This window comes from Pseudomonas sp. ASL3 (assembly GCF_056680425.1).
The window spans coordinates 1,619,179-1,641,341 of sequence record NZ_CM155281.1; the positions used below are offsets into that span (position 1 = coordinate 1,619,179).

Below are 22,163 nucleotides of genomic sequence, written 5' to 3' on the forward strand. Positions count from 1 at the left end.
ACTGGAAGATCGGGCAAAACCTGGCCGTATCCGGGGGCCGCAGCGAAAAGATAAAAGGCGGTAATTGAACAGATCCCGAGCAAATACGGCCTCCTCAATCGTTCGGGGCTGTTACCGCATGTGATGACGGACGTTGGGCTGGCATCGCGATCATATTCTTCCATTACGTCCCTTTTCCATGAGCGTGCGGCACCTTTGATACTCCGGCAGAACACGCTTGGGTGTGTGCTGTCATCAGGCCCTGTAGGGGTGAAGTGCGCGAACTTTAGTCCTGAACGTTCAGGAAAGGGGCAGGGTCCAGGGCGCAAAACAAGGGACGATGGCCAAATCACATCCTTGACTACATTGAGCGCTTTTACAAGGCTGTGCGTGTGCACAAAAGCGAAGCAAAAAAAAACGGCACCCGCAGGTGCCGTTCTTATACAGCGGCTATTTACTTAATTGCTTACTTACCCTGCCAGCGTTTCAGCACGAGGGTAGCGTTGGTGCCACCGAAGCCGAAGCTGTTGCTCATGACCTGATCGATTTTGGCGTTCTCACGGGTCTTGAGCAGGATCGGCATATCAGCCACAACCGGGTCCAGCTCTTCGATGTTGGCGGAACCTGCAATGAAGTTGCCTTCCATCATCAGCATGCAGTAGATCGCTTCGTGAACGCCGGCGGCGCCCAGGGAGTGACCGGACAGGCTTTTGGTCGAGCTGATGGCAGGCGCGTTGGTACCGAAGACTTCACGCACGCCTTCCATCTCTTTCGCATCGCCGACCGGCGTCGAGGTGCCGTGGGTGTTGATGTAATCGATCGGGCCTTCGACGGTGGACAGTGCCATCTGCATGCAGCGGATAGCGCCTTCGCCGCTCGGTGCGACCATGTCGTAGCCGTCGGAGGTTGCACCGTAACCGACGATTTCCGCGTAGATCCTGGCGCCGCGAGCCAAAGCGTGCTCCAGCTCTTCGACCACGACCATGCCGCCGCCGCCGGCAATGACGAAACCGTCACGCTTGGCATCGTAGGCGCGGGAGGCTTTTTCCGGGGTTTCGTTGTACTGGCTGGACAGCGCGCCCATGGCGTCGAACAGGAACGACTGGCTCCAATGCTCTTCTTCACCGCCACCGGCGAACACGATGTCCTGCTTGCCCATCTGGATCTGTTCCATGGCAGTACCGATGCAGTGAGCACTGGTCGCACAGGCAGAAGCGATGGAGTAGTTCAGGCCTTTGATCTTGAACGGGGTGGCCAGACAGGCAGAGACGGTGCTGCTCATGGTCCGCGTGACGCGGTATGGGCCAACGCGCTTGACGCCTTTTTCGCGCAGGATATCCAGCGCTTCCATCTGGTTCAGCGTCGACGCGCCGCCACTGCCGGCAATCAGGCCGGTGCGGGGGTTGGATACCTGATCTTCGCTCAGGCCCGAGTCGACGATGGCGTCCTTCATGGCCAGGTAGGCGTAAGCCGCTGCGTGGCCGACGAAGCGATAGACCTTGCGATCGATCAGCTCTTCGAGGTTGAGGTCAATGGAGCCGGAAACCTGGCTACGCAGACCCATTTCGGCATATTCCGGATTGAAACGGATGCCAGGGCGGCTTGCACGCAGGTTGGCGGAAACGGTGTCTTTGTCATTGCCCAAGCAGGAAACAATGCCCAGACCAGTGATAACGACGCGGCGCATGCGGATACCCTTAGAAATTTTCAGTGGAAGTGAACAGGCCGACCCGAAGGCCTTCGGCGCTGTAAATTTCGCGACCATCAACGCTCACGGTGCCGTCGGCAATTGCCAGGACCAGTTTGCCTTTCATGGTGCGTTTGATATTGATCTTGTAAGTGATCTTCTTCGCGGTCGGCAGAACCTGGCCGTAAAATTTCACTTCGCCTGATCCCAGCGCACGGCCACGGCCGGGGTTACCCTGCCAGCCGAGATAGAAACCGACGAGCTGCCACATGGCATCGAGACCCAGGCAACCTGGCATCACCGGGTCACCTTCGAAGTGACAGGCGAAGAACCACAGGTCCGGATTGATATCCAGCTCGGCGACCAATTCACCTTTGCCGTACTTGCCACCCTCGGCACTGATTTGGGTGATGCGATCCACCATCAGCATGTTCGGGGCGGGCAGTTGCGCGTTACCTGGGCCGAACAGCTCGCCACGACTGCAGCGCAGCAGATCTTCCCGGGTATAGGCGTTTTGTTGGGTCATGCGAGCTCCTCAATAATCTTGTGCGGCAGGGTGGGGCCATACTTGGCCCGAATAACCAGTCCTGGCCGGATGACGCGCCAAGTATCAGCCGTCAGCCTACTCATAGACTATTGCGTTGTAGTGAAAGTCACAGCACAAGATAAATGAAAGCACACTTGTGCACTGAAATTATTATTCAATCGGCTTTTACTAGCCGTTTGGTCAACCAAGACTGCCGTAATTTAGCATTTATCGCCAGTCGCAGATGCTTGAAAGGGTAGCCAGCGCTGAAGAATTCGCTGTAATTCAGCACGTTTAAAGGGTTTGGCCAGGTAATCGTTCATTCCGGCCTGCAAACACGCTTCCCGATCGCCATGCAGCGCATTGGCGGTCAAGGCAATGATGGGTACCTCTACACCGTTCGGTAGATGACGAATCTGTCGCGTTGCTTCGTAGCCATCGATCACCGGCAGACGGCAGTCCATAAGAATCGCGGCGAAATCGCCAGCCCGGGCCGCGCTCACTGCCTGAGCGCCATCGCCGACCACGCTGACCTGGAAGCCGAGGCTGCGTAGCATCGCCTCGATCACGGTCTGATTGACCGGGTTGTCCTCGACCAACAGCACGTGCTGGTTCTTGCCATCGTTGTTGCCCGCGTGGACGATCTGGACCTTTTCAGGGCCTTTTTGCTGATACAGCGCCAGCGGAATCTCCAGCGTGAAGACCGATCCCCTGCCTTCTTCGCTCTGGGCCCGCAGCGTACCGCCCATGCGCTCGGCCAGGGTCCGGGCGATCGGCAAGCCCAACCCGGTACCGCCATAACGTCGGGAGATCGAGCTGTCTGCCTGCTGAAAGGCATTGAACATCAGCTCAAGACGCTCGGCGGAAATACCAATGCCGCTGTCACGTACGGTGCAGGTGAACCAAAGCAACTCATGGTCCATGGATTGCCAGGAAGTTTCGACCTGGACGCAGCCCAATTCAGTGAACTTCAGCGCATTGCCAATCAGATTGACCAGGATTTGCCGAATACGGGTCGGATCGCCCTGAACCTCCAGTACGTCCAGCCCCGGAGGGATTTTCAGCTCCAGTGAAAGACCGCGTTGCTGGGCGTTATGCTGGAAAGCCTGGGCCGAGGTGTTGATCAGCTCCGCCAGGTTGAACGGTATATGCTCCAGCTCCAGGGCATCGCGCTCAATGCGCGAGAAGTCGAGAATATCGTTGATCACCCGCAGCAAATGCTCGGTGGATTCGGTCGCCAACGTTGAGTATTCGGCCTGTTCTTCGGTCATTCGGGTGGTTTCCATCAACTGCAACATCCCGAGTACACCATTCATGGGGGTGCGCAGCTCATGGCTCATCATTGCCAGAAAGTCGGATTTGGCGCTGTTCGCGCGCTCCGCTTCTTCGCGGGTCTGGATCAACTGGTCGATGGTCTGTTGCTGTTCGCGGCTGGCTTGCTCCAACCCGTAGGCGAGTTTGTTGATGTGCCGCGCCAGATCGCCCAGCTCACCGTCGTCGGCCACCGGCAGCGGGGTGTTGTAGTCACCTTGCTGGATCGCCTTGACGGCTTCAACCATGTCGCTGATCGGTTGCGACAGGCTCAGCGCCAGACGCCGGGCCAGGATGTAGGTAAAGAGCAGGGCGAAAAGCGCCAGAATTCCGGCTTTGAACAGAATCTCCTGCTGGCGCTGACTGAACGCATCGCTGGACATGCCCACCCGTACCCGGCCTAGATAATCCTCGGGTTGTACGGCAGTCGATGGTGTCGAGTCCTGCAGAAAGTCGGTGCCCAACTTGATGCGCTGTAAGCGGATCGGCGCCTGGAAGATCTCCGTCTGCGTCGGTCGCACGTCACTTTCGTTCGGCTGCTCGACGTACACCAGCACATTGTTGGCGTTGTCCTGAACCTCGAGAAAACGCACGTTGGGCGTGGCCAATGTGGCGCGCATCAGGCCTTCGAGGACGTCATTGTTACCAACGATAACGCCATATTCCGAAGCCGGGGCCAACTGATTAGCGATCAACTGGCCGGTGTGATTCAGTTCCTGACGCAAATCCTGAAGCCGCACGAAGGTGAAAAAACCGATCAGCAACAAGGTCAGCAGCAGTGCCGGGCCCAGGCTGATGATTTGTGTGCGGGTGTTGATGCCCCAGCTTCGACGGAAAGTCATTGGGTACTCTCTCCTTCGGCCAGTTGTGCCGCGATAGCGGCGTCATCGATCTGCTCGATCCCCAGTGAGTGTGCGACTTGCCGGTTGCTCAGGACTTTGAAGCGCTTCGGATAAACAGCCCTTGGCCAGCGGGCAGGGGGCTGATCGAGCAAATCGTCGAGAATCGCCAGCCAATCGTTCTGGTCGCTGTAGGTGCTGGCCAGGCTCCCGACCTTGACGAAGCCGGCCGTAGGGCCGAGCAACGGCTGTTGTTGGGCATAACTGCTGAGCAGCAGGTTTTTCACGGTTTTGGGGTTGTACAGGTCTGGATCATCCAGTCCCAGCAGCATGTCGCTGTGTTTGAGCAGTGTTTGCAGGGGGCGACTGTCGTCGGTGTGGGGCCACGGTTGACCGATGACCTGCAGCCCCAGCGTTTTGGCGGTGTCGAACAGTTCGTCGAAGAGGAACTGGCTGTGGTGGTCATACAGCACCCCGATCCGCTTGGCCTGAGGTAAAAGACGCTGGGCCAGACGCAGTTGTCGCAGCAGCGGAGGGTCACTCCATAGCAGGCTGAGGTGAGGCGGGCGGGTTTCGCCGAGTCGCTGGTGGGCCTGAACCCTGCTGATGCGCAGCACTAGGGTCGGTGGGCCTTGATTGTCCTTGAGGCGCCAGTTCAGGCTGCCGAGGTCGAGCAGGATCAGGCGAGTGTCGGCTGGCAGCTCGCTGGGGGTCGGCAATTGGTCTAGGGTGACAAAGCGCACCACATCCTCGGGCCGGCGTTGCGCCAGCGCTGCGGTGAAAGCTTGCACTGTCGGGCTGTCCTCGGCACCGCTGAGCAGCACTTGGGCGGCCCAGACACTCGGCGATAGCATCAGGCAAGCGAATAACGCGCACAGCCTGCTGATCCAGCGATCTGACAGGGAAGAGCGGGCGGTAGGAGGGCCACAATGCACAACTTAGCCTTGATCGAAAGTGTCAGCTGGGCATGGTAACCGACGCGGGGGCAATTTCCATGGAACTTACAGGGTACTGATCGGGCCTGAATTGAGCTGTCGTCAAGACTGGTCGCGCAGGCGTGGCCCCGTATAATGCCCCATCGCCAGATAGATGGCTCTAGATGGATTGGTTATGACTCAACAGCGACCTATCGCGGTTCTTGGAGGCGGCAGCTTCGGTACTGCTGTGGCGAACCTGCTGGCAGAGAACGGCTATCCGGTCAGGCAATGGATGCGCGACCCGGCTCAGGCCGAGGCGATCCGTGTGAACCGCGAGAACCCCCGTTATCTCAAAGGCATCAAGGTCCACCCGACGGTGGAGCCCCTGACCGACTTGCTGACCACGCTGGAGGGTAGCGAATTGATTTTCGTCGCCTTGCCGTCCAGTGCCTTGCGTTCGGTGCTGGCGCCTCATGCCGGGCGCTTGACCGGCAAAATGTTGGTGAGCCTGACCAAAGGCATCGAAGCACACACCTTCAAGCTGATGAGCGAAATCCTCGAGGAAATCGCCCCGGACGCGCGCATCGGCGTGTTGTCCGGACCCAACCTGGCCCGTGAAATCGCTGAGCACGCGCTGACGGCCACAGTGGTGGCCAGTGAAGATGAAGACCTCTGTCTACAGGTGCAGGAGGCGTTGCATGGCCGCACGTTTCGCGTGTACGCCAGCTCGGATCGGTTTGGTGTCGAGCTGGGGGGCGCGCTCAAGAACGTGTATGCGATCATTTCGGGCATGGCCGTCGCGCTGGGTATGGGCGAAAACACCAAGAGCATGCTGATCACCCGCGCCTTGGCCGAGATGACCCGCTTTGCGGTGAGCCAGGGCGCCAATCCGATGACCTTTTTGGGGCTGGCCGGGGTCGGGGATTTGATCGTCACCTGCTCGTCACCCAAAAGTCGTAACTATCAGGTGGGTTTTGCCCTCGGTCAGGGTTTGAGCCTGGAAGAGGCGGTCACCCGTCTGGGCGAAGTGGCGGAAGGGGTGAACACTCTTAAGGTACTCAAGGTCAAGGCGGATGAGCTTCAGGTGTATATGCCGCTGGTCGCAGGCCTGCATGCGATTCTTTTCGAAGGTCGTACGCTCAATCAAGTCATCGAATTGCTGATGCGAGCAGAACCGAAAACCGACGTCGATTTTATTTCCCCAGCGGTTTTTAACTGAATTACTCGAGCAGGTGAAAGTCATGAACGAATCAAAACTCAAGCAGCATGAATCGATCCTGCTGCGCATTCTGTGGATGCTGGTATTCGTGTTGATCTGGCAACTCGCGGAAGTTGTCCTGGGCTGTGTGGTCCTGGTGCAGCTGGCTTACCGAATGATCTACGGCGCGCCGAGTGGCAGCCTGATGAACTTCGGCGATAGCGTGAGTCAGTACCTGGCGCAGATCGGTCGCTTCGGGACCTTCCACAGCGAGCAGAAACCCTGGCCTTTCGCCGATTGGCCCGCGCCTCGGGCGCCCGAAGGCGAAGCCGCGCACAGCGTCCCCCCTGCGCCGCATCCGGTTCGCGATGAGGAACCGAAGTTATGAAGGTGTGGATTTTGCGCCATGGCGAAGCCCACTCTCAGGCACGCAGTGATGCCGAGAGAGAACTGACTGACCATGGGCGCAAAGAAGTGCTCAATAGCGCTGCGCATTTGCTCGGCAAACCCCTGCACCGGATCATCGCCAGTCCTTATGTGCGTGCGCAGCAGACGGCTGAACTGGTCCATCAAGTCCTGGGATTCAACGAGCCGATCATAACGGTCCCCTGGTTGACTCCAGACAGCGACCCGCGGGTGGCACTGAGTCAGCTGGACCTGTACTCGACAGAGGATGTGTTGCTAGTCAGCCACCAACCGCTGGTTGGTTCGCTGGTAGGCGTGCTGGTTCACGGTCATCACCGCGAGGCACAGCCCATGAACACGGCCAGCCTGGCTGAGCTGGAAGGCGACTTTCCGCTGGCGGGGCTGATGGAATTGCGCAGCGTTCGGCATCCATAACCCCTGTAGATGATCACTTGACAGGCACCTATCCAATGTAGGAGCTGCCGAAGGCTGCGATCGACCGGGAACCGGTCGCGTTCTTGATACCGCTGAAGGTCGTACCGACCTTATCGCAGCCTTCGGCAGCTCCTACAGGGACCGTGTTTGCTGCGCGATCTCCTGCATTGGATCGGTGCCGGACTTAAAATTTATATTTTATTTTTCAGAGAAGGATTGAACATGAGCTTGTGGCTGAGAACTCCCGATATCGAACAACTCAATGCGGCCCAGAAAAACACCATCGGTGAGCTGCTGGACATTCGTTTCGAAACCTTCGATGACAACTCCATCACCGCCAGCATGGTCGTCGACCATCGTACCCATCAGCCCTACGGTCTGTTGCATGGTGGCGCGTCGGTGGTATTGGCCGAAACCGTCGGTTCCACCGCCAGTTACCTGTGTATCGATGCGAGCAAATTCTTCTGCGTGGGTCTTGAAGTCAACGCCAACCATCTGCGCGGCTTGCGCAGCGGTCGAGTCACCGCCGTCGCGCGCCCGGTACATATCGGCCGTACCACCCACGTCTGGGACATCCGCCTGAGCAGCGATGAGGGCAAGGCCAGCTGTATCTCCCGCTTGACCATGGCCGTGGTGCCACTGGGTGAACAACCGCCGCTGCGCTGAGAGAGTTTGGCTTTGCTCAGGATCTGCGGCTGGCCCCAACTCTAATGTGGGAGCAGGCTTGCCTGCGAATAGGCCGCCACGAATAGCCTGATTTCCCAAGTGTCATCATTCATGTCAGTTACAGTCATTGCCGCGTGGTCGGCGTATACGCACAATCGCCACTGGTTTTTGTTATGGACGCGCGCGCATGTCGCAACAGGTGTTTTTCGCTCACGCCAACGGCTTTCCGTCGGCCACCTACGGCAAATTGTTCGCCGCACTGGCGCCGGACTATACCGTGGCGCATCTGCAGCAGCATGCGCACGATCCGCGCTTTCCGGTGGATGACAACTGGCTGAATCTGGTCGATGAGCTGATTCATCACCTGCGCCAGCAGCCGGAACCCGTCTGGGGCGTGGGGCATTCGCTGGGAGGGCTGTTGCATTTCCACGCAGCACTGCGTTGTCCTGAACTGTATCGCGGCGTGGTGATGCTCGACTCACCTGTGTTGACGCGTGTCGATCAGTGGATGATCCGCGCAGCCAAACGCTTCGGTTTCATCGATCGGATCACCCCGGCCGGGCGCACCCTGGGACGCCGGGAAGCCTTCGCGGATATGGATGCCGCCCGCCAGTATTTCGCTGGCAAGACCCTGTTTCGCCGCTTCGATCCCGAGTGCTTCGACGCTTACCTGCTACATGGCTTGCAGCAGGACGGCGAGCAGTTGCGCCTGCGCTTCGACCCGGCCACTGAAATCAGTATTTACCGCAGCGTGCCGCATACCAGCCCCGGTCGGGTGCAGCAATTGAAAGTGCCGCTGGCCATGGTGCGCGGGCAGCACAGCCGAGTGGTCATGCGTCACCACGCCAGTTCCGTGAAACGCATACCACAAGGCGAATACCTGTCCATGCCGGGCGGTCATATGTTCCCGCTCGAGCGCCCGCAGGAGACCGCCGCGCTGCTCAAAACCCTGTTCGCCCGTTGGGAAGCGCGTCGCGTCGAGAGGGCCTGCGCATGAGCATACCTGTTGAAGAAGTCCGCCTGAGCCTGCCGCATATCGAGTTGGCCGCGCACCTGTTCGGGCCTGAAGACGGCCAGCCGGTGATTGCCCTGCATGGCTGGCTGGATAACGCCAACAGCTTCGCGCGCCTGGCGCCGCAGCTCAAAGGCTTGCGCATCGTCGCCCTGGACCTGGCCGGGCACGGCCACTCCGACCACCGCCCGCTGGGGGCCGGTTATACCCTGTGGGATTACGTGCATGACGTGCTGCAAGTGGCCGAGCAACTGGGCTGGCAGCGTTTTTCCCTGCTTGGGCATTCCTTGGGCGCGATTATTTCGGTGGCGTTGGCCGGCGCGCTGCCCGAGCGCGTCACGCGTCTGGCGCTGATTGACGGGGTCATTCCGCCGACCGGCGAGGCGAGCAGCGCCGCTGAGCGGCTGGGTATGGCGTTGCAAGCGCAACTGAACCTGTCGAACAAACGCAAGCCGGTCTATAGCGATTTGGACCGGGCTGTCGAGGCGCGCATGAAAGGCGTGGTCGCGGTCAGCCGGGAAGCAGCCGAATTGCTGGCCCAGCGTGGACTGATGCCGGTACCCGGCGGTTATACCTGGCGCAGCGACAGTCGACTGACGCTGGCGTCACCGATGCGCCTGACCCGCGATCAGGCCATGGCGTTCGTCAACCGCGTCAGTTGTCCGACCCAATTGGTGGTGGCGGGACAGGGCATGCTGGCCCAGCATCCCGAGCTGCTTTCACAGCTGCCTTTTCACATCACGACCTTGCCCGGCGGCCATCATTTGCACTTGAATGACGAGGCAGGCGCGCGCGCTGTTGCAGACTGTTTCAATCGCTTTTATGCCGTTCCTTGACTTGCAGCGGGCAACTGTCGAGGCTGGGCGGATTGAAATGGGAGACAACTTTGATGGACCACTGTATTGCCGGAACCTGCAAGACGACTAACGCTGCCCCCATCCAGGCGACCCGATGAGAACACGCATGCGTTTATTCAGTGTTCTTGGCGTGTCGGTCTGCAGTTCGCTGCTCAGCGCCATGCTCTACGCCGCCGATGTACCCGACAGTCATGATCTGGACGTGGTACCGCGTGTGCTCGATGCTGCAATCGTCGACTTTCGTCCGCTGGTGGAACTGGAGCGAATCTACCCGCTGGGTTCGATTCGCAAAATCAGCGGCCAGCTGCGTTTCGACGGTCAGGTCAGTGCGCGAGGCAATGTGACCTCCGTGACCTACCAATTACCCCCCGAACACACCTCTGACGAGGCCTTTACCGCGGCTCGCGAAGCCTTGCAGAAACAGGGCGCGGAACTGTTGTTCTGGTGCCAGGCGCGTGATTGTGGCGAAAGCAGCCTGTGGGCCAACGAAGTGTTCGGCAACTCCAAACTGTATGGCGCCGATGAGCAGCAGGCCTATTTGCTGTTGCGTCTGGCTGCGCCGAAAAACGACACACTGGTGGCGTTGTACAGCATCACGCGTGGCAATCGTCGAGCGTACCTGCATGTCGAGCAGTTCGATGCGGCTGCCCCTTTAGGCGATTTGCTGCCGACCTCGGCCACCTTGTTGCGTCAACTCAAAAGCACGGGCGTTCTGGATTTGCCGATGCTGACTGGCGAGCCGCAAGACGTCTGGACCACCTTGCTCTCGCGCGGGCTCAACCTGGACAGTACCTTGCGCGTCAGCGTGTCCGGGGTGGATGCCGAGGCCTGGCGCCAGGCGTTGATTGCCAAGGGTGTGCGCGCGGCACGGCTGGAGGCGGGCCGCAGCGACAAGCCGGGGTTGGCCGTCGAACTTATCCGCTGACACCTTGCTCTGATCCCGCGAGCACTGGCGTTGTCAGTGTTCGCCGTTATGCTCACACCATTCGCTCTTCTTTTTACGAGATAACCCATGCTCAATAATGATCGCCTGTTGGTGCAGATCCTGCTCCTGGCGCTACTCGGTGCCTGTCTCTGGGTGATGGCACCGTTCTGGTCAGCGCTGTTCTGGGGGGCGGTGCTGGCCTTTGCCAGTTGGCCGCTGATGCGCCTGTTGACTCGTTGGCTCAAGGGTCGCGAATCGTTGGCGGCGGGGCTGCTGACGTTAATCTGGATGTTGCTGGTGGCGGCGCCCCTGGTGTGGCTGGGCGTCAATCTGGCGGACCATATTCGTGACGCGGCGATCTTCATCAAGGACGCGCAGGTCGATGGCCTGCCCGAGCCGCCCGTATGGTTGGCGGGAGTGCCGATCGTGGGCGCGCGACTGGTAGCGTTCTGGCACACCATCGATCAGCAGGGTGCAGTGGCGCTGGCCAGCATCAAGCCGTACCTGGGTCAGGTCGGCAACTGGCTGCTGGCGCGCAGCGCACAGATTGGTGGCGGGATTCTCGAATTGACCTTGAGTATCGTCTTCGTATTTTTCTTTTACCGCGATGGTCCGAGGCTGGCGGCATTCGTCCTGAGCCTGCTGGAACGCCTGATCGGCGACCGCGCTGGCTATTACCTGGAACTGGTGGCGGGTACCGTACAACGGGTGGTCAACGGGGTGATCGGTACGGCAGCGGCGCAGGCCGTATTGGCCTTGATCGGCTTCTGGATCGCGGGGATTCCGGGCGCGCTGGTGCTGGGGGTCGTCACCTTTCTGCTCAGCCTGCTGCCCATGGGGCCGCCGCTGGTGTGGATTCCCGCCACCGCCTGGCTGGCGTGGAAGGGTGAATACGGCATGGCGGTTTTTCTCGGCATCTGGGGGACGTTTATCATCAGTGGCGTCGACAACGTACTCAAACCCTACCTGATCAGTCGCGGCGGCAACCTGCCGTTGGTGATCGTCCTGCTTGGGGTGTTCGGCGGTTTACTGGCGTTTGGCTTTATCGGCCTGTTCATCGGTCCGACGCTGTTGGCAGTGGCCTACAGTTTGTTGATCGACTGGACCGCTTCAAAAATCAAACGCCCGGACACTCTAGACAGCCCTTGATCCCGTGCTGTGCGAAGCCGCCGCGAAGCCTGTGTTTCGCGGCGGCTTCGTTTATCAGGCGGCGACGTTCAGATTGCTGCCGACCGACTGGGTGCCGCTGGTGTCGTAGCGTTGGCTCAACGCTGCGACCATCTTGCTCAGGGCTTCGGCAGCAGCTTTGGCGCTAGTGCTGGTGGTGCTCTGGTCCGAACTGCTGGTACCACTGCTCAGTGCCGAGGTTAGTTCGCCGAGGCTGACACCGCCACTGCTGTCGGTATCGAGATAGCTGAGCAGGGTGCTGGCGTCACTTGCGCTGGAGCCAGTGGTGCTGGAGCTAGTGCTCGTGGTACCAGTGTTCGCCGCGCCAGCGGCGCAAGCGGTGTCAGTGCTTCCTGTGCTGCTGGCTGCGCCCGTGGTGCCGCTGCTGGAACCGGTTGCGGCCTGCATGGCGCTGGTCAGCTCGTCAAGGCTGATCGTGCCGTCCTTGTTGGTGTCCAGTGCCGAAAATATTTTTGAGCTGTCGGTGCTACTGTTGGCGCTGCTGTCGGTGCTACTGGACGCGTTGCTCAGACTGACCACAACGCTGGGGCTGCTGTTCGACGAAGTGCTGCTGTTATTAGATTCAAGTTTGGCCAGCAATTCCTCGAGGAATTTTTTGCTGGCCGCGCTGGCGGTTGTACTGGTGCTTGAGCTTGAGCTGGTATAGCTCGAATAACTGCTATTACTGACGCCACTGATCATCGGGTTTGACTCCCATCAGGTTGATTGGTCCGGTGAGAGGGTGCACCGGCTTATGCAGCCTCAGGGCGTCAGGTGTCCTGGATATGTGGGCTTTGTATCGAGGCTGGTACGCTCAGTCAGCGCGTCGAATTTCACGGGCGTGGGAGGTCGAAGACGACAGTCAGGCCGCCGCCCGGCGTTTCTTCCAGCTGTAGGTCGCCACCCATGCGCCGGGCGGCTTCGCGGGCGATGGTCATGCCCATGCCGACACCACCGGAATTGCGATTGCGTGAGCCTTCGACGCGATAGAAGGGCTCGAACACCGCCTCGTGCTGATCCGGCGCAATCCCCGGCCCGTGATCGATGATCAGCAGTTGCACCCGTTGCGGGTGATCCTGAATCTCGATATGTGCGTGCCCGGCATAGCGCAAGGCGTTATCGATCAGGTTGCTCACGCATGAACGCAACGCCATCGGCTGCGCCTTGAGCGGTTTGCACTGACCACTGCTCTGTACGTCATCGTCGTGGTCCTGGGCGTTTTCGGTGAGAGACTCGATCAGCGCCTGCAAATCGAACAGTTGCAACGCCTCGCTGGTACGTTGCTCGTGCAGGTAGGTCAGCGTGGCATCGAGCATGCCGATCATGTCATCCAGATCTTGGGTCATCTGCCCATGCAGCTTCGGTTCGTCGATCTGTTCGACCCGCAGTTTCAGGCGTGAAAGCGGTGTCCGTAGATCATGAGACATGGCCGCGAGCATCCGCCCGCGTTGCTGGACCTGCTCGCGGATGCGCTGTTGCATCAAGTTGAACGTCTGCGCCGCCTGACGCGCCTCGTGTGGACCGCTGACTTCCAGTGGCGGGCTGTCGAGGTTTTCGCTCAAGCGTTCGGCGGCCTCGCTCATACGCCGGATCGGTCGACTAAGTGCCTTGGCGCCATACCAGGCGGCGATCACCAACGTGATCAGTTGAAATACCAGCGGCACGACAGGTCCACCGAACAGCGGCGGCCTTCCCGGCGGGTGCGGCGGCGGTCTTGAAGGATCGAAGCCGTGTGGCGGCGGGATGAAACTTTCGGACAGGGGCGGTGGTGGAGGGGGTGGGGGCGGTCCGTAATGCATGAACCACATGAAGGCCAGCAAATGCGCCAACAGGATGGCGAGCAACGCCCCGCCGAACAGTCGGGCGAACAGTGTGTCGGCCGAACGGATCAACCGATGTCCTTGGCGTCGAACAGATAACCCTCGCCGCGCACCGTTTTAATCAGTTGGGGGGCTCTCGGGTCGTCGCCGAGTTTCTGTCGCAGACGTGACACCAGTAAATCGATGCTGCGGTCGAAGGCTTCGATCGTGCGGCCACGTGCTGCGTCCAGCAATTGCTCACGATTGAGTACGCGCCGCGGGCGTTCCAGGAACACGCGCAGCAGACGGAATTCTGCATTGGACAACGGCACCACCAGGCCATTGGGCGCGGTCAATTGGCGCATGACGCTGTTCAGGCGCCAGGCGTCGAAACGGATGTTGGTGCGCTGCTCGCTGCGGTCATCCCGTACCCGGCGCAACACGGTCTGGATCCGTGCCACCAATTCACGGGGCTCGAACGGCTTGGCCATGTAGTCATCGGCGCCCAGTTCCAGGCCAATGATGCGGTCGGTGGGTTCGCAGCGGGCGGTGAGCATCAGGATCGGGATGTCCGAGGTACCGCGCAGCCAGCGGCACAATGACAGGCCGTCCTCGCCGGGCAGCATCAGGTCCAGCACCACCACGTCGAAGGTTTCTTCCGCCAGCGCCTGACGCATGGCACTGCCATCGGTAACGCCTCGGCACTGGATGTTGAAGCGGGCCAGGTAATCGCAGAGAAGTTCGCGAATCGGCACATCGTCGTCGACGATCAGGGCGCGGGTGTTCCAGCGACGCTCCTCTGTCGGGGCGTTATCGATACTGAGAGTGGGGACTGCTTGCATGGTGCGATTACCGCCTGAAAGTGCCGCCATGCTACTTCGCTGACAGTCGGGGCGAAAGGTTGTTCTGTCTGAGTGTCGGGCGGTTGTCGGGAGTGTGTCGGTGTTGATACAAAAGCGCCTCCGACCTGTAACCCCCCGCTTTACACCACTCTTTACGCTTTCTTTATGCCCAGCAAGGTCTGTCGATCTCGTTCCTTTACGGCTTGCGTGCGGACAATGGCTGACACGCGGCAGTTGCCGTACGACGGAGAATTTCCATGAGCGTTCTGGACGGGGTGTCACTGCTGTTGGCAGCAGGGCTGTTCATTTACTTACTGGTTGCGTTGTTACGCGCCGACCAGAACTAGGAGCAGCCATGCACAGTTATGACTATTTATTGATCGTGGCGTTCTTCGCGCTGGTGCTGCTGCCCGCGCCGTGGCTGGGACGTTTTTATTATCGGATCATGGAAGGCGAGCGAACCTTTTTGACCCCGGTATTAGGGCCGGTCGAGCGCGTCTGTTATCGCCTCTCCGGGGTCGATCCCCAGGTCGAACAGAGCTGGAAAACCTACGCGCTGGCCTTGCTCGCCTTCAACCTGGCGGGTTTTCTCCTGTTGTTCGCGATTCTGCTGTTTCAGGGTTCGCTACCACTCAACCCGCAGAATATGCCGGGGATGGAGTGGTCGCTGGCGTTTAACACGGCGATGAGTTTCGTCACCAACACCAACTGGCAGAGTTACAGCGGTGAAGCGTCGCTCAGCTACTTGAGCCAGATGGTCGGCCTGACCGTACAAAACTTCGTCAGTGCCGCCACCGGTATCGCGGTGTTGATCGCGTTTTGTCGTGGTATCAGCCGTCGCTCGACACAGAACCTGGGCAACTTCTGGGCCGACATGACCCGCGCCACCCTTTATGGGTTGCTGCCATTGTGTCTGGTGCTGGCTTTGTTCCTGGTCTGGCAGGGCGTTCCGCAAACCTTCGCCCACTACATTGATGCCGTGACCCTGCAAGGCGCCGATCAAAGCGTGCCACTGGGGCCAGCGGCCAGCCAGATCGCAATCAAGCAACTGGGCACCAACGGCGGTGGTTTCTTCGGTGCCAACTCGGCGCATCCCTTCGAGAACCCGACAGCCTGGAGCAACCTGTTCGAGCTGGTGTCGATCATCCTGATCCCGGTCGCGCTGGTCTTCACCTTCGGCCATTACGTCAAGGACATGCGTCAAAGCAAGGCGATCCTGGCCTGCATGCTGAGCCTGTTCCTGATCGGCGGTGTCACGGCGATGTGGGCCGAGTACCAGCCCAACCCGACCCTGAACATCGCCTCGGTCGAGCAGACCGCGCCGCTGGAAGGCAAGGAAGCCCGTTTCGGCACCACCGGCACCGTGCTCTGGGCGACGGCCACCACTGCGGCGTCCAACGGTTCGGTGAACGCCATGCACGACAGCCTCAATCCGCTGACCGGCATGGTCGGGATGGCCAACATGATGGTCGGCGAAGTGATCTTCGGCGGGGTCGGTGCCGGGATGTACGGCATGCTGCTCAACGTGTTGATTGCGGTGTTCCTCGCCGGGCTGATGATCGGCCGCACCCCGGAATACCTGGGCAAGAAGCTGCAAGCCAAAGAGGTCAAGTTGTTGGTCGCGACCTTGCTGGTGATGCCGATTGGCGTGCTGGTGTTCGGTGCCCTGGCGGCGAGCTTGCCGGGTCCGGCGGGCGCAATCAGCAACCCTGGCGCCCATGGTTTCAGTCAGCTGCTCTACACCTACACCTCGGCCACCGCCAACAACGGTTCGGCGTTCGGTGGGTTCAGCGCGAACACGATGTTCCATAACCTGATGCTCAGTCTGTCGATGTTCCTCGGTCGCTTCGGTTACATCCTTCCGGTGCTGGCACTGGCAGGCAGCCTGGCGATGAAAAAGACCGCCCCCCAAGGCCTGAATAGCTTCCCGACCCATGGCCGGCTGTTTGTCACGCTGCTGGCGGTGACCATCTTGCTGGTGGGCGGTTTGAACTTCTTGCCGACATTGGCGCTGGGGCCGATTGCCGAACACTTGAGCATGGGTTTCTGAGGAACGAATCATGAATATGCCAATTCCTGTCGCAAAGCGTGCGGATACACAGCCAACGGCTGAGCGCGCTGCTCTTCCTTCCAGCAGCGTGGCTATCTCGGCGCTGTGGCGTCCGGCGGTGGTGCAAGCCTTCGTCAAGCTTGATCCACGTCAGTTGCAACGTGCGCCAGTGATGCTGGTGGTCGAGCTGACCGCCATCCTGACCAGCATTCTGTGCCTGGTCCCTGACCCGGCAGTGCCGACCTCGGTGGCCGTGCAGATCGCCATCTGGTTGTGGTTCACCGTGCTGTTCGCCAACTTTGCCGAAGCCTTGGCCGAGGGGCGCGGCAAGGCCCGTGCCGACAGCCTCAAGGCTGGCAGCGAAGGCCTCAAGGCACGGCGCAAGGATGAAACCGGGACCTTTCGCATGGTTGATGCCAGCCGCTTGCGCAAAGGCGATGTGGTGCGTGTCGAAGTGGGGGAGATGATCCCCGGTGACGGCGAGGTCATCGAAGGCATCGCGGCGGTCAACGAAGCGGCGATTACCGGTGAGTCCGCGCCGGTGATCCGTGAGTCAGGTGGCGACCGTTCGGCGGTCACCGGCAATACCCGACTGGTGTCCGACTGGCTGTTGGTGCGCATCACTGCCAACCCGGGTGAATCGACCCTGGACCGCATGATCGCCCTGGTGGAAGGCGCCAAACGGCAGAAAACCCCCAACGAAATCGCGCTGGATATTCTGCTGATCGGCCTGACCCTGATCTTCTTGCTGGTGGTGGTGACCCTGCAACCCTTCGCCCACTTCTCCGGCGGCAGTCTGCCGCTGGTGTTCCTGGTGGCGCTGCTGGTGACCTTGATTCCAACTACCATCGGCGGTCTGTTGTCGGCCATCGGTATCGCCGGCATGGACCGTCTGGTGCGACTGAACGTGATCGCCAAGTCCGGCCGCGCGGTAGAAGCCGCCGGTGACGTGCATGTGTTGCTGCTGGACAAGACCGGCACCATCACCTTCGGCAACCGTCGTTGCACTGCAACCTATACCGCACCGGGTGTCAGCCCCAAGGAGCTGGGTGAGGGCGCGTTGCTGGCCTCACTGGCCGATGACACTGCTGAAGGCAAGTCGATTGTCGAGTACCTGCGTGCGCTGCACCCGATCACCGAGCCCAATGCCGCGGCGCTGACCCCGGTCGCGTTCAGCGCTGAGACCCGCTTGTCTGGCGTTGATTATCAAGGCCGGGTGTACCGTAAAGGTGCGGTGGATTCGGTGTTGGCCTTTGTCGACATGACGCGCGCCGACTTGATGCCAGCGCTGGCCCGCGAAGTCGACAAGATTGCCAAGACCGGCGGCACACCGCTGCTGGTTTGTGTGAACGGCAAGCTGCTGGGTGCGATTCACCTCAAGGACGTGGTCAAACCAGGTATCCGCGAGCGTTTCGCCGAGCTGCGCAAACTGGGGATTCGCACGGTCATGGTGACCGGCGACAACCCGCTGACCGCCGCTGCGATTGCTGCTGAAGCCGGGGTCGATGACGTGCTGGCTGAAGCCACCCCAGAGAAGAAACTGGAACGGATTCGTCTGGAGCAGAACGACGGTCGCCTGGTAGCGATGTGTGGCGACGGTGCCAATGACGCCCCGGCACTGGCCCAGGCTGACGTCGGCATGGCGATGAATGATGGCACCCAGGCGGCGCGTGAAGCGGCGAACATGGTCGACCTCGACAGCGACCCGACCAAGCTGTTGGATGTGGTGCAGATCGGCAAAGAATTACTGGTCACTCGCGGCGCCTTGACCACGTTCTCCATCGCCAACGACGTGGCCAAGTACTTTGCGATTCTGCCGGCGTTGTTCGCGTCGATCTACCCGCAGTTGGGGGTGCTCAACGTCATGCACCTGGCCAGTCCGCAGAGCGCGATTCTCTCCGCCATTGTGTTCAACGCCTTGATCATCGTGGTGCTGATCCCGCTGGCATTGCGAGGCGTGCGCGTACAGGCGGCCAGTGCGGCCCACCTGCTGCGTCGCAATCTGTTGATCTATGGCCTGGGCGGGATTGTGGTGCCGTTCGTGGGGATCAAGCTGATCGATATGCTGCTGACCGGTCTGCATCTGGTCTAAACACGCTACTTTCGTCGCGCTCGAAAGGGCGCGGTGTTCACCCTGATTGAGGATTAGATGATGTCGACTGTATTGCGTCCGGCCCTGAGCCTTCTTGTGTTAATGACCGTGATTACCGGCGTGGCCTATCCACTGGTAGTCACCGGAATCGCCCAGGTGGCGTTCCCCTCGCAAGCCAATGGCAGCCTGGTGTATGACGCCAGCGGCAAGGTGCGCGGCTCGTCCCTGATTTCCCAGAACTTCACCGGTGACGGCTGGTTCCATTCGCGTCCGTCGGCCGGTGCGTTTGCCACGGTATCCAGCAGCGCCAGCAACCTGGCCCCGAGCAACCCGGCGCTGGCCGCGCGGGTCACGGCGGACGTGGCCAAGGAAGTGGTCCCCGGCCAAGGCGTGGTGCCATTGGCCTTGCTGACCACCTCGGGCAGTGGTCTTGATCCACACTTGCCACCGGAAGCGGTGACTTATCAAGTGGCGCGGGTAGCCGCTGCACGCAACTTGCCGGTGGAAGCGGTGCAACGGTTGGTGAACGAAAATACCTACCGGCCGCTGATCGGGCCGCCAGTGGTCAACGTTTTGATCTTGAATCAAACCCTGAATGAGTTACCGTCAGCGCAACTTTGATCTTGATTCTGCCCAAAGGGCGTAGGAGCTGACTTGTCTGCGAACCAAGCGGCGCGGTCTGTCAGATACACCGCGTTGCGCCCTTCGCAGACAAGTCAGCTCCTACAGGGGCTATCGCAAACCATGAGAGAAAACCATGAGTGACACCCGCCGTGCCGATGCCCTGTTAGCTGATCTACCCAAGGATGGTCGTGGGCGGCTCAAGGTGTTTCTCGGCGCCGCACCGGGGGTGGGCAAGACCTACGCCATGCTCCAGGCCGCTCACGCGCAGTTGCGCCAAGGGTCGCAGGTGGTGGCCGGGGTGGTGGAAACCCATGGTCGCGCCGAAACCGAAGCCTTGCTCAGCGGTTTGCCACAGCAGCCGTTGCTGCGTTCGGAATATCGCGGCGTCACGCTGGAAGAAATGGACCTGGATGGCCTGCTCAAGTCCGCTCCGAAACTGGTGCTGGTCGACGAACTGGCCCACAGCAACGCGCCCGGCAGCCGACACACCAAGCGCTGGCAAGACATTCAGGAATTGCTGGCGGCGGGCATCAATGTTTACACCACCGTCAACGTCCAGCACCTGGAAAGCCTCAACGATAAGGTGCGCGGCATCACCGGGGTGCAGGTCCGCGAAACCTTGCCCGACTGGGTGTTGCAGGAAGCCTATGAACTGGTATTGATCGACCTGCCACCACGGGAACTGTTGGAGCGTCTGCGTGACGGCAAGGTCTATGTGCCGGAGCAAGCCCGAGCAGCCATTGATGCGTACTTTAGCCAGACCAACCTGACAGCGTTGCGCGAACTGGCGATGCAAACCGCAGCGGCCCAGGTCGATGATGATCTGGCGCTAGGTTATCGCCAGTTGGGTCAATCCGCGCCAGCGGTGCGCGGCCGCTTGCTGGTGGGGATCGACGGCGATGCCCAGGCTGAACGCCTGGTGCGGCATGCCAGCCGGGTGGCGCAGCGTCGGCATCTGCCGTGGAGCCTGGTGCATGTCGACAATGGCCGGGTCACCGACGAACATGCGCGGATGCGCCTGCAAAGCGCGCAACAACTGGCCGAGCGGCTGGGCGGCGAAGTGGTGCTGCTGCGCGCGGGCGAAGTGGCAAAAACCCTGATTCAACATGCGGCCGAGCGACGTGCCAGTCTGGTGCTGGTGGGGCAGTCGCGCCCGCGTTTACGCAGACGGCTGTTTGGCGGTGGGCTGGCAGCGCGCTTGCTGCGCGACGCCCATGGCCTGGAAATCAACGTACTCGACAGCGAAACGCAGCACGATCAGCCGCGCTCGCGTTCGGCACGCGCCGTGGTCTGGTTCGATTATGGTCTGGCTCTGGTTGCCACTATTTTGGCCACCGCCTTGGCCTGGGCGGTGTCGAGCGTATTGGCGCTGCCGAACATCTCCCTGGTGTTCCTCGCGGCCGTGTTGCTGGTGGCGGTGCGCAGCAGTCTCGGCCCGGCGCTGGCCTGTGCGGCGCTGTCGTTTCTGACCTATGACTTTCTGTTCATTCCGCCGACGTTCTCCTTCAGGATCCAGCGCGAAGAAGACGTGTTGACGCTGTTGTTCTTTCTGTTGATGGCGGCCTTGACTGGCAACCTCGCCGCTCGTCAGCGCCGGCAGTTGCAGGCATTACGCGACACTCAGGAGGAAACCAGCGAATTGCTCGACCTGTCGCGCAAACTCACGGCCGCCACCGATCGTCAGGCGGTGTTGAGCGCCGCCGAGCAGCACCTGAGTGGTTGGAAAGAGCTGCAGATCTGCCTGCTCGACCGTGACCGGCAGGACGGCTGGAAAGTCGAAGCCGGTGGTCCCTTGCAGCTCTCCGAAGCCGAACGCGCAGCGGCGGACTGGGCCTGGCAACACGATCAGGCCGCCGGAATGGGCACCGGCACCTTGCCGTTCGGGCACTGGTGGTGGTGGCCGTTGTCGACGGAAGAAGGGCCGATGGCGTTGCTCGGTGTCAGCCCCCGTGAAGGGCAGCCGTTTACCGACCAGCGTCGGCGTCTGCTGACCGCCCTCAGCCAACCGCTGGCGCAGGCGCTGGCCCGGGCGCAATTGGCTGAAGAGCTGGAAGCCGCACGTCTGCACGGTGAAACCGAACAACTGCGCAGCGCCTTGCTGGCGTCGGTGTCCCATGACTTGCGCACCCCCTTGACCTCCATGCGCGGCAGTATCGACAGCTTGCTGGCGTTGGGCGAGGCGATCCCGCTGGAGGACCGCCGCGAATTGCTCGAAGGCACCCGCGACGAGGCGGAGCGTCTGGATCGTTATATTCAGAACTTGCTGGACATGACGCGCCTGGGCCACGGCGCGCTGAAGCTGGCCCGGGACTGGGTGTCTCCCGGCGATATCGTCGGCAGCGCGCTCAACCGCTTGCGCGCAGTGCTGGCGCCGTTGCAGGTCAGTACTCAGGTGCCGCTGGAATTGCCGCTGCTTTACGTGCACGCCGCGCTGATCGAGCAGGCGCTGGTCAATGTGCTGGAAAATGCCGCGCGCTTTTCACCGCCGCATGGCCGTCTGCAACTGGAGGCTGGCGCCAGTGACAGTGAGCTGTTTTTCTCCGTGAGTGATGAAGGGCCGGGGATTCCCGAAGCCGAGCGGGCGAAGATTTTCGACATGTTCTACACCGCCGCCCGCGGCGATCGTGGCGGGCAGGGCACGGGGCTGGGGCTGGCGATCTGTCAGGGGATGGTCGGCGCCCATGGCGGACGAATCACCGTGGCGGATGGCATCGACGGACGAGGTACCTGTATCACCCTGCATTTGCCTCTGCAGACTCAGCCTGAAGCCGAAATGGAGCACACGCTCTGATGTCTCATTGCGTTACGCTCACGTCTTCTTTCGAAATGGCA

At 60.7% G+C, this 22,163-nt stretch carries 20 protein-coding genes; 13 read left to right on the plus strand and 7 right to left on the minus strand.

Annotated features, from left to right (window positions below):
• Positions 1 to 445: 445 nt before the first annotated feature.
• The 4 genes from fabB to AC1MEE_RS07330 all read right to left on the minus strand — a co-directional run bounded on the left by fabB (position 446) and on the right by AC1MEE_RS07330 (position 5,196).
• A complete protein-coding gene (gene fabB, locus AC1MEE_RS07315) occupies positions 446 to 1,666 on the minus strand; it encodes a beta-ketoacyl-ACP synthase I (protein ID WP_480414652.1) in 1,221 nt (406 codons plus the stop codon).
• 10 nt (positions 1,667 to 1,676) lie between these two features.
• Positions 1,677 to 2,192 (minus strand): 3-hydroxyacyl-[acyl-carrier-protein] dehydratase FabA, encoded by a 516-nt coding sequence (gene fabA / locus AC1MEE_RS07320; protein WP_480414653.1) that lies wholly within the window; start codon positions 2,190 to 2,192, stop codon positions 1,677 to 1,679.
• A 221-nt stretch (positions 2,193 to 2,413) separates the two neighbouring features.
• Positions 2,414 to 4,345, minus strand: coding sequence for an ATP-binding protein (locus AC1MEE_RS07325; RefSeq protein ID WP_480414654.1), 1,932 nt, complete (start codon positions 4,343 to 4,345; stop codon positions 2,414 to 2,416).
• Positions 4,342 to 5,196, minus strand: coding sequence for an ABC transporter substrate-binding protein (locus AC1MEE_RS07330; protein ID WP_480414655.1), 855 nt, complete (start codon positions 5,194 to 5,196; stop codon positions 4,342 to 4,344). The genes AC1MEE_RS07325 and AC1MEE_RS07330 overlap by 4 nt, the downstream gene beginning before the upstream one ends.
• Before the next feature lie 256 nt (positions 5,197 to 5,452).
• Here AC1MEE_RS07330 and AC1MEE_RS07335 point away from each other — a divergent pair, with 256 nt between their 5' ends.
• The 8 genes from AC1MEE_RS07335 (at position 5,453) to AC1MEE_RS07370 (ending at position 11,906) form a co-directional block, all read left to right on the plus strand.
• Positions 5,453 to 6,478, plus strand: a complete 1,026-nt coding sequence (locus tag AC1MEE_RS07335) for an NAD(P)H-dependent glycerol-3-phosphate dehydrogenase (protein ID WP_480414656.1) — start codon at positions 5,453 to 5,455, stop codon at positions 6,476 to 6,478.
• 22 nt (positions 6,479 to 6,500) lie between these two features.
• On the plus strand, positions 6,501 to 6,845 hold the full coding sequence (locus AC1MEE_RS07340) for a DUF4389 domain-containing protein (RefSeq protein ID WP_480414657.1): 345 nt from the start codon (positions 6,501 to 6,503) through the stop codon (positions 6,843 to 6,845).
• Positions 6,842 to 7,297, plus strand: coding sequence for a phosphohistidine phosphatase SixA (sixA, locus tag AC1MEE_RS07345; RefSeq protein ID WP_480414658.1), 456 nt, complete (start codon positions 6,842 to 6,844; stop codon positions 7,295 to 7,297). Before AC1MEE_RS07340 ends, sixA begins: the two co-directional genes overlap by 4 nt.
• Before the next feature lie 222 nt (positions 7,298 to 7,519).
• Positions 7,520 to 7,963, plus strand: a complete 444-nt coding sequence (locus AC1MEE_RS07350; protein WP_480414659.1) for a hotdog fold thioesterase — start codon at positions 7,520 to 7,522, stop codon at positions 7,961 to 7,963.
• Positions 7,964 to 8,150: 187 nt separating this feature from the next.
• Positions 8,151 to 8,960 (plus strand): alpha/beta fold hydrolase, encoded by an 810-nt coding sequence (locus AC1MEE_RS07355; RefSeq protein ID WP_480414660.1) that lies wholly within the window; start codon positions 8,151 to 8,153, stop codon positions 8,958 to 8,960.
• A complete protein-coding gene (locus tag AC1MEE_RS07360; RefSeq protein WP_480414661.1) occupies positions 8,957 to 9,811 on the plus strand; it encodes an alpha/beta hydrolase in 855 nt (284 codons plus the stop codon). Before AC1MEE_RS07355 ends, AC1MEE_RS07360 begins: the two co-directional genes overlap by 4 nt.
• A 127-nt stretch (positions 9,812 to 9,938) precedes the next feature.
• The gene (locus AC1MEE_RS07365) at positions 9,939 to 10,757 is read left to right on the plus strand and encodes a DUF4892 domain-containing protein (protein ID WP_480414662.1); all 819 of its coding nucleotides are present in this window, start codon (positions 9,939 to 9,941) and stop codon (positions 10,755 to 10,757) included.
• Between the two features lie 87 nt (positions 10,758 to 10,844).
• Positions 10,845 to 11,906, plus strand: coding sequence for an AI-2E family transporter (locus AC1MEE_RS07370; protein ID WP_480414663.1), 1,062 nt, complete (start codon positions 10,845 to 10,847; stop codon positions 11,904 to 11,906).
• Between the two features lie 54 nt (positions 11,907 to 11,960).
• On the opposite strand, the gene AC1MEE_RS07375 is transcribed toward AC1MEE_RS07370, so the two are convergent.
• From AC1MEE_RS07375 to AC1MEE_RS07385, 3 genes are all read right to left on the minus strand, one after another.
• Positions 11,961 to 12,626, minus strand: coding sequence for an EF-hand domain-containing protein (locus tag AC1MEE_RS07375; RefSeq protein WP_480414665.1), 666 nt, complete (start codon positions 12,624 to 12,626; stop codon positions 11,961 to 11,963).
• A 131-nt stretch (positions 12,627 to 12,757) separates the two neighbouring features.
• Positions 12,758 to 13,816: a sensor histidine kinase gene (locus tag AC1MEE_RS07380; protein WP_480414666.1), complete on the minus strand. Its 1,059-nt coding sequence runs from the start codon at positions 13,814 to 13,816 to the stop codon at positions 12,758 to 12,760.
• Positions 13,813 to 14,565, minus strand: coding sequence for a response regulator (locus AC1MEE_RS07385; RefSeq protein WP_480416175.1), 753 nt, complete (start codon positions 14,563 to 14,565; stop codon positions 13,813 to 13,815). The genes AC1MEE_RS07380 and AC1MEE_RS07385 overlap by 4 nt, the downstream gene beginning before the upstream one ends.
• 257 nt (positions 14,566 to 14,822) lie before the next feature.
• On the opposite strand from AC1MEE_RS07385, the gene kdpF reads away from it, so the two are divergent.
• From kdpF to AC1MEE_RS07410, 5 genes are all read left to right on the plus strand, one after another.
• Positions 14,823 to 14,912, plus strand: a complete 90-nt coding sequence (gene kdpF, locus AC1MEE_RS07390) for a K(+)-transporting ATPase subunit F (protein ID WP_480414667.1) — start codon at positions 14,823 to 14,825, stop codon at positions 14,910 to 14,912.
• A gap of 8 nt (positions 14,913 to 14,920) precedes the next feature.
• Positions 14,921 to 16,615, plus strand: a complete 1,695-nt coding sequence (gene kdpA, locus AC1MEE_RS07395) for a potassium-transporting ATPase subunit KdpA (protein ID WP_480414668.1) — start codon at positions 14,921 to 14,923, stop codon at positions 16,613 to 16,615.
• Positions 16,616 to 16,625: 10 nt separating this feature from the next.
• The gene (kdpB, locus tag AC1MEE_RS07400; protein ID WP_480414669.1) at positions 16,626 to 18,707 is read left to right on the plus strand and encodes a potassium-transporting ATPase subunit KdpB; all 2,082 of its coding nucleotides are present in this window, start codon (positions 16,626 to 16,628) and stop codon (positions 18,705 to 18,707) included.
• A 60-nt stretch (positions 18,708 to 18,767) separates the two neighbouring features.
• Positions 18,768 to 19,328, plus strand: coding sequence for a potassium-transporting ATPase subunit KdpC (gene kdpC / locus AC1MEE_RS07405; protein WP_480414670.1), 561 nt, complete (start codon positions 18,768 to 18,770; stop codon positions 19,326 to 19,328).
• A 136-nt stretch (positions 19,329 to 19,464) separates the two neighbouring features.
• The gene (locus AC1MEE_RS07410) at positions 19,465 to 22,122 is read left to right on the plus strand and encodes a DUF4118 domain-containing protein (protein WP_480414672.1); all 2,658 of its coding nucleotides are present in this window, start codon (positions 19,465 to 19,467) and stop codon (positions 22,120 to 22,122) included.
• Positions 22,123 to 22,163 lie beyond the last annotated feature (41 nt).

Coding starts and splice junctions, on each gene's coding strand:
- fabB (WP_480414652.1), bottom strand. CDS start 1,666: ATGCGCCGCGTCGTTATCACTGGTCTGGGCATTGTTTCCTGCTTGGGC.
- fabA (WP_480414653.1), bottom strand. CDS start 2,192: ATGACCCAACAAAACGCCTATACCCGGGAAGATCTGCTGCGCTGCAGT.
- AC1MEE_RS07325 (WP_480414654.1), bottom strand. CDS start 4,345: ATGACTTTCCGTCGAAGCTGGGGCATCAACACCCGCACACAAATCATC.
- AC1MEE_RS07330 (WP_480414655.1), bottom strand. CDS start 5,196: ATGCTATCGCCGAGTGTCTGGGCCGCCCAAGTGCTGCTCAGCGGTGCC.
- AC1MEE_RS07335 (WP_480414656.1), top strand. CDS start 5,453: ATGACTCAACAGCGACCTATCGCGGTTCTTGGAGGCGGCAGCTTCGGT.
- AC1MEE_RS07340 (WP_480414657.1), top strand. CDS start 6,501: ATGAACGAATCAAAACTCAAGCAGCATGAATCGATCCTGCTGCGCATT.
- sixA (WP_480414658.1), top strand. CDS start 6,842: ATGAAGGTGTGGATTTTGCGCCATGGCGAAGCCCACTCTCAGGCACGC.
- AC1MEE_RS07350 (WP_480414659.1), top strand. CDS start 7,520: ATGAGCTTGTGGCTGAGAACTCCCGATATCGAACAACTCAATGCGGCC.
- AC1MEE_RS07355 (WP_480414660.1), top strand. CDS start 8,151: ATGTCGCAACAGGTGTTTTTCGCTCACGCCAACGGCTTTCCGTCGGCC.
- AC1MEE_RS07360 (WP_480414661.1), top strand. CDS start 8,957: ATGAGCATACCTGTTGAAGAAGTCCGCCTGAGCCTGCCGCATATCGAG.
- AC1MEE_RS07365 (WP_480414662.1), top strand. CDS start 9,939: ATGCGTTTATTCAGTGTTCTTGGCGTGTCGGTCTGCAGTTCGCTGCTC.
- AC1MEE_RS07370 (WP_480414663.1), top strand. CDS start 10,845: ATGCTCAATAATGATCGCCTGTTGGTGCAGATCCTGCTCCTGGCGCTA.
- AC1MEE_RS07375 (WP_480414665.1), bottom strand. CDS start 12,626: ATGATCAGTGGCGTCAGTAATAGCAGTTATTCGAGCTATACCAGCTCA.
- AC1MEE_RS07385 (WP_480416175.1), bottom strand. CDS start 14,565: ATGCAAGCAGTCCCCACTCTCAGTATCGATAACGCCCCGACAGAGGAG.
- kdpF (WP_480414667.1), top strand. CDS start 14,823: ATGAGCGTTCTGGACGGGGTGTCACTGCTGTTGGCAGCAGGGCTGTTC.
- kdpA (WP_480414668.1), top strand. CDS start 14,921: ATGCACAGTTATGACTATTTATTGATCGTGGCGTTCTTCGCGCTGGTG.
- kdpB (WP_480414669.1), top strand. CDS start 16,626: ATGAATATGCCAATTCCTGTCGCAAAGCGTGCGGATACACAGCCAACG.
- kdpC (WP_480414670.1), top strand. CDS start 18,768: ATGTCGACTGTATTGCGTCCGGCCCTGAGCCTTCTTGTGTTAATGACC.
- AC1MEE_RS07410 (WP_480414672.1), top strand. CDS start 19,465: ATGAGTGACACCCGCCGTGCCGATGCCCTGTTAGCTGATCTACCCAAG.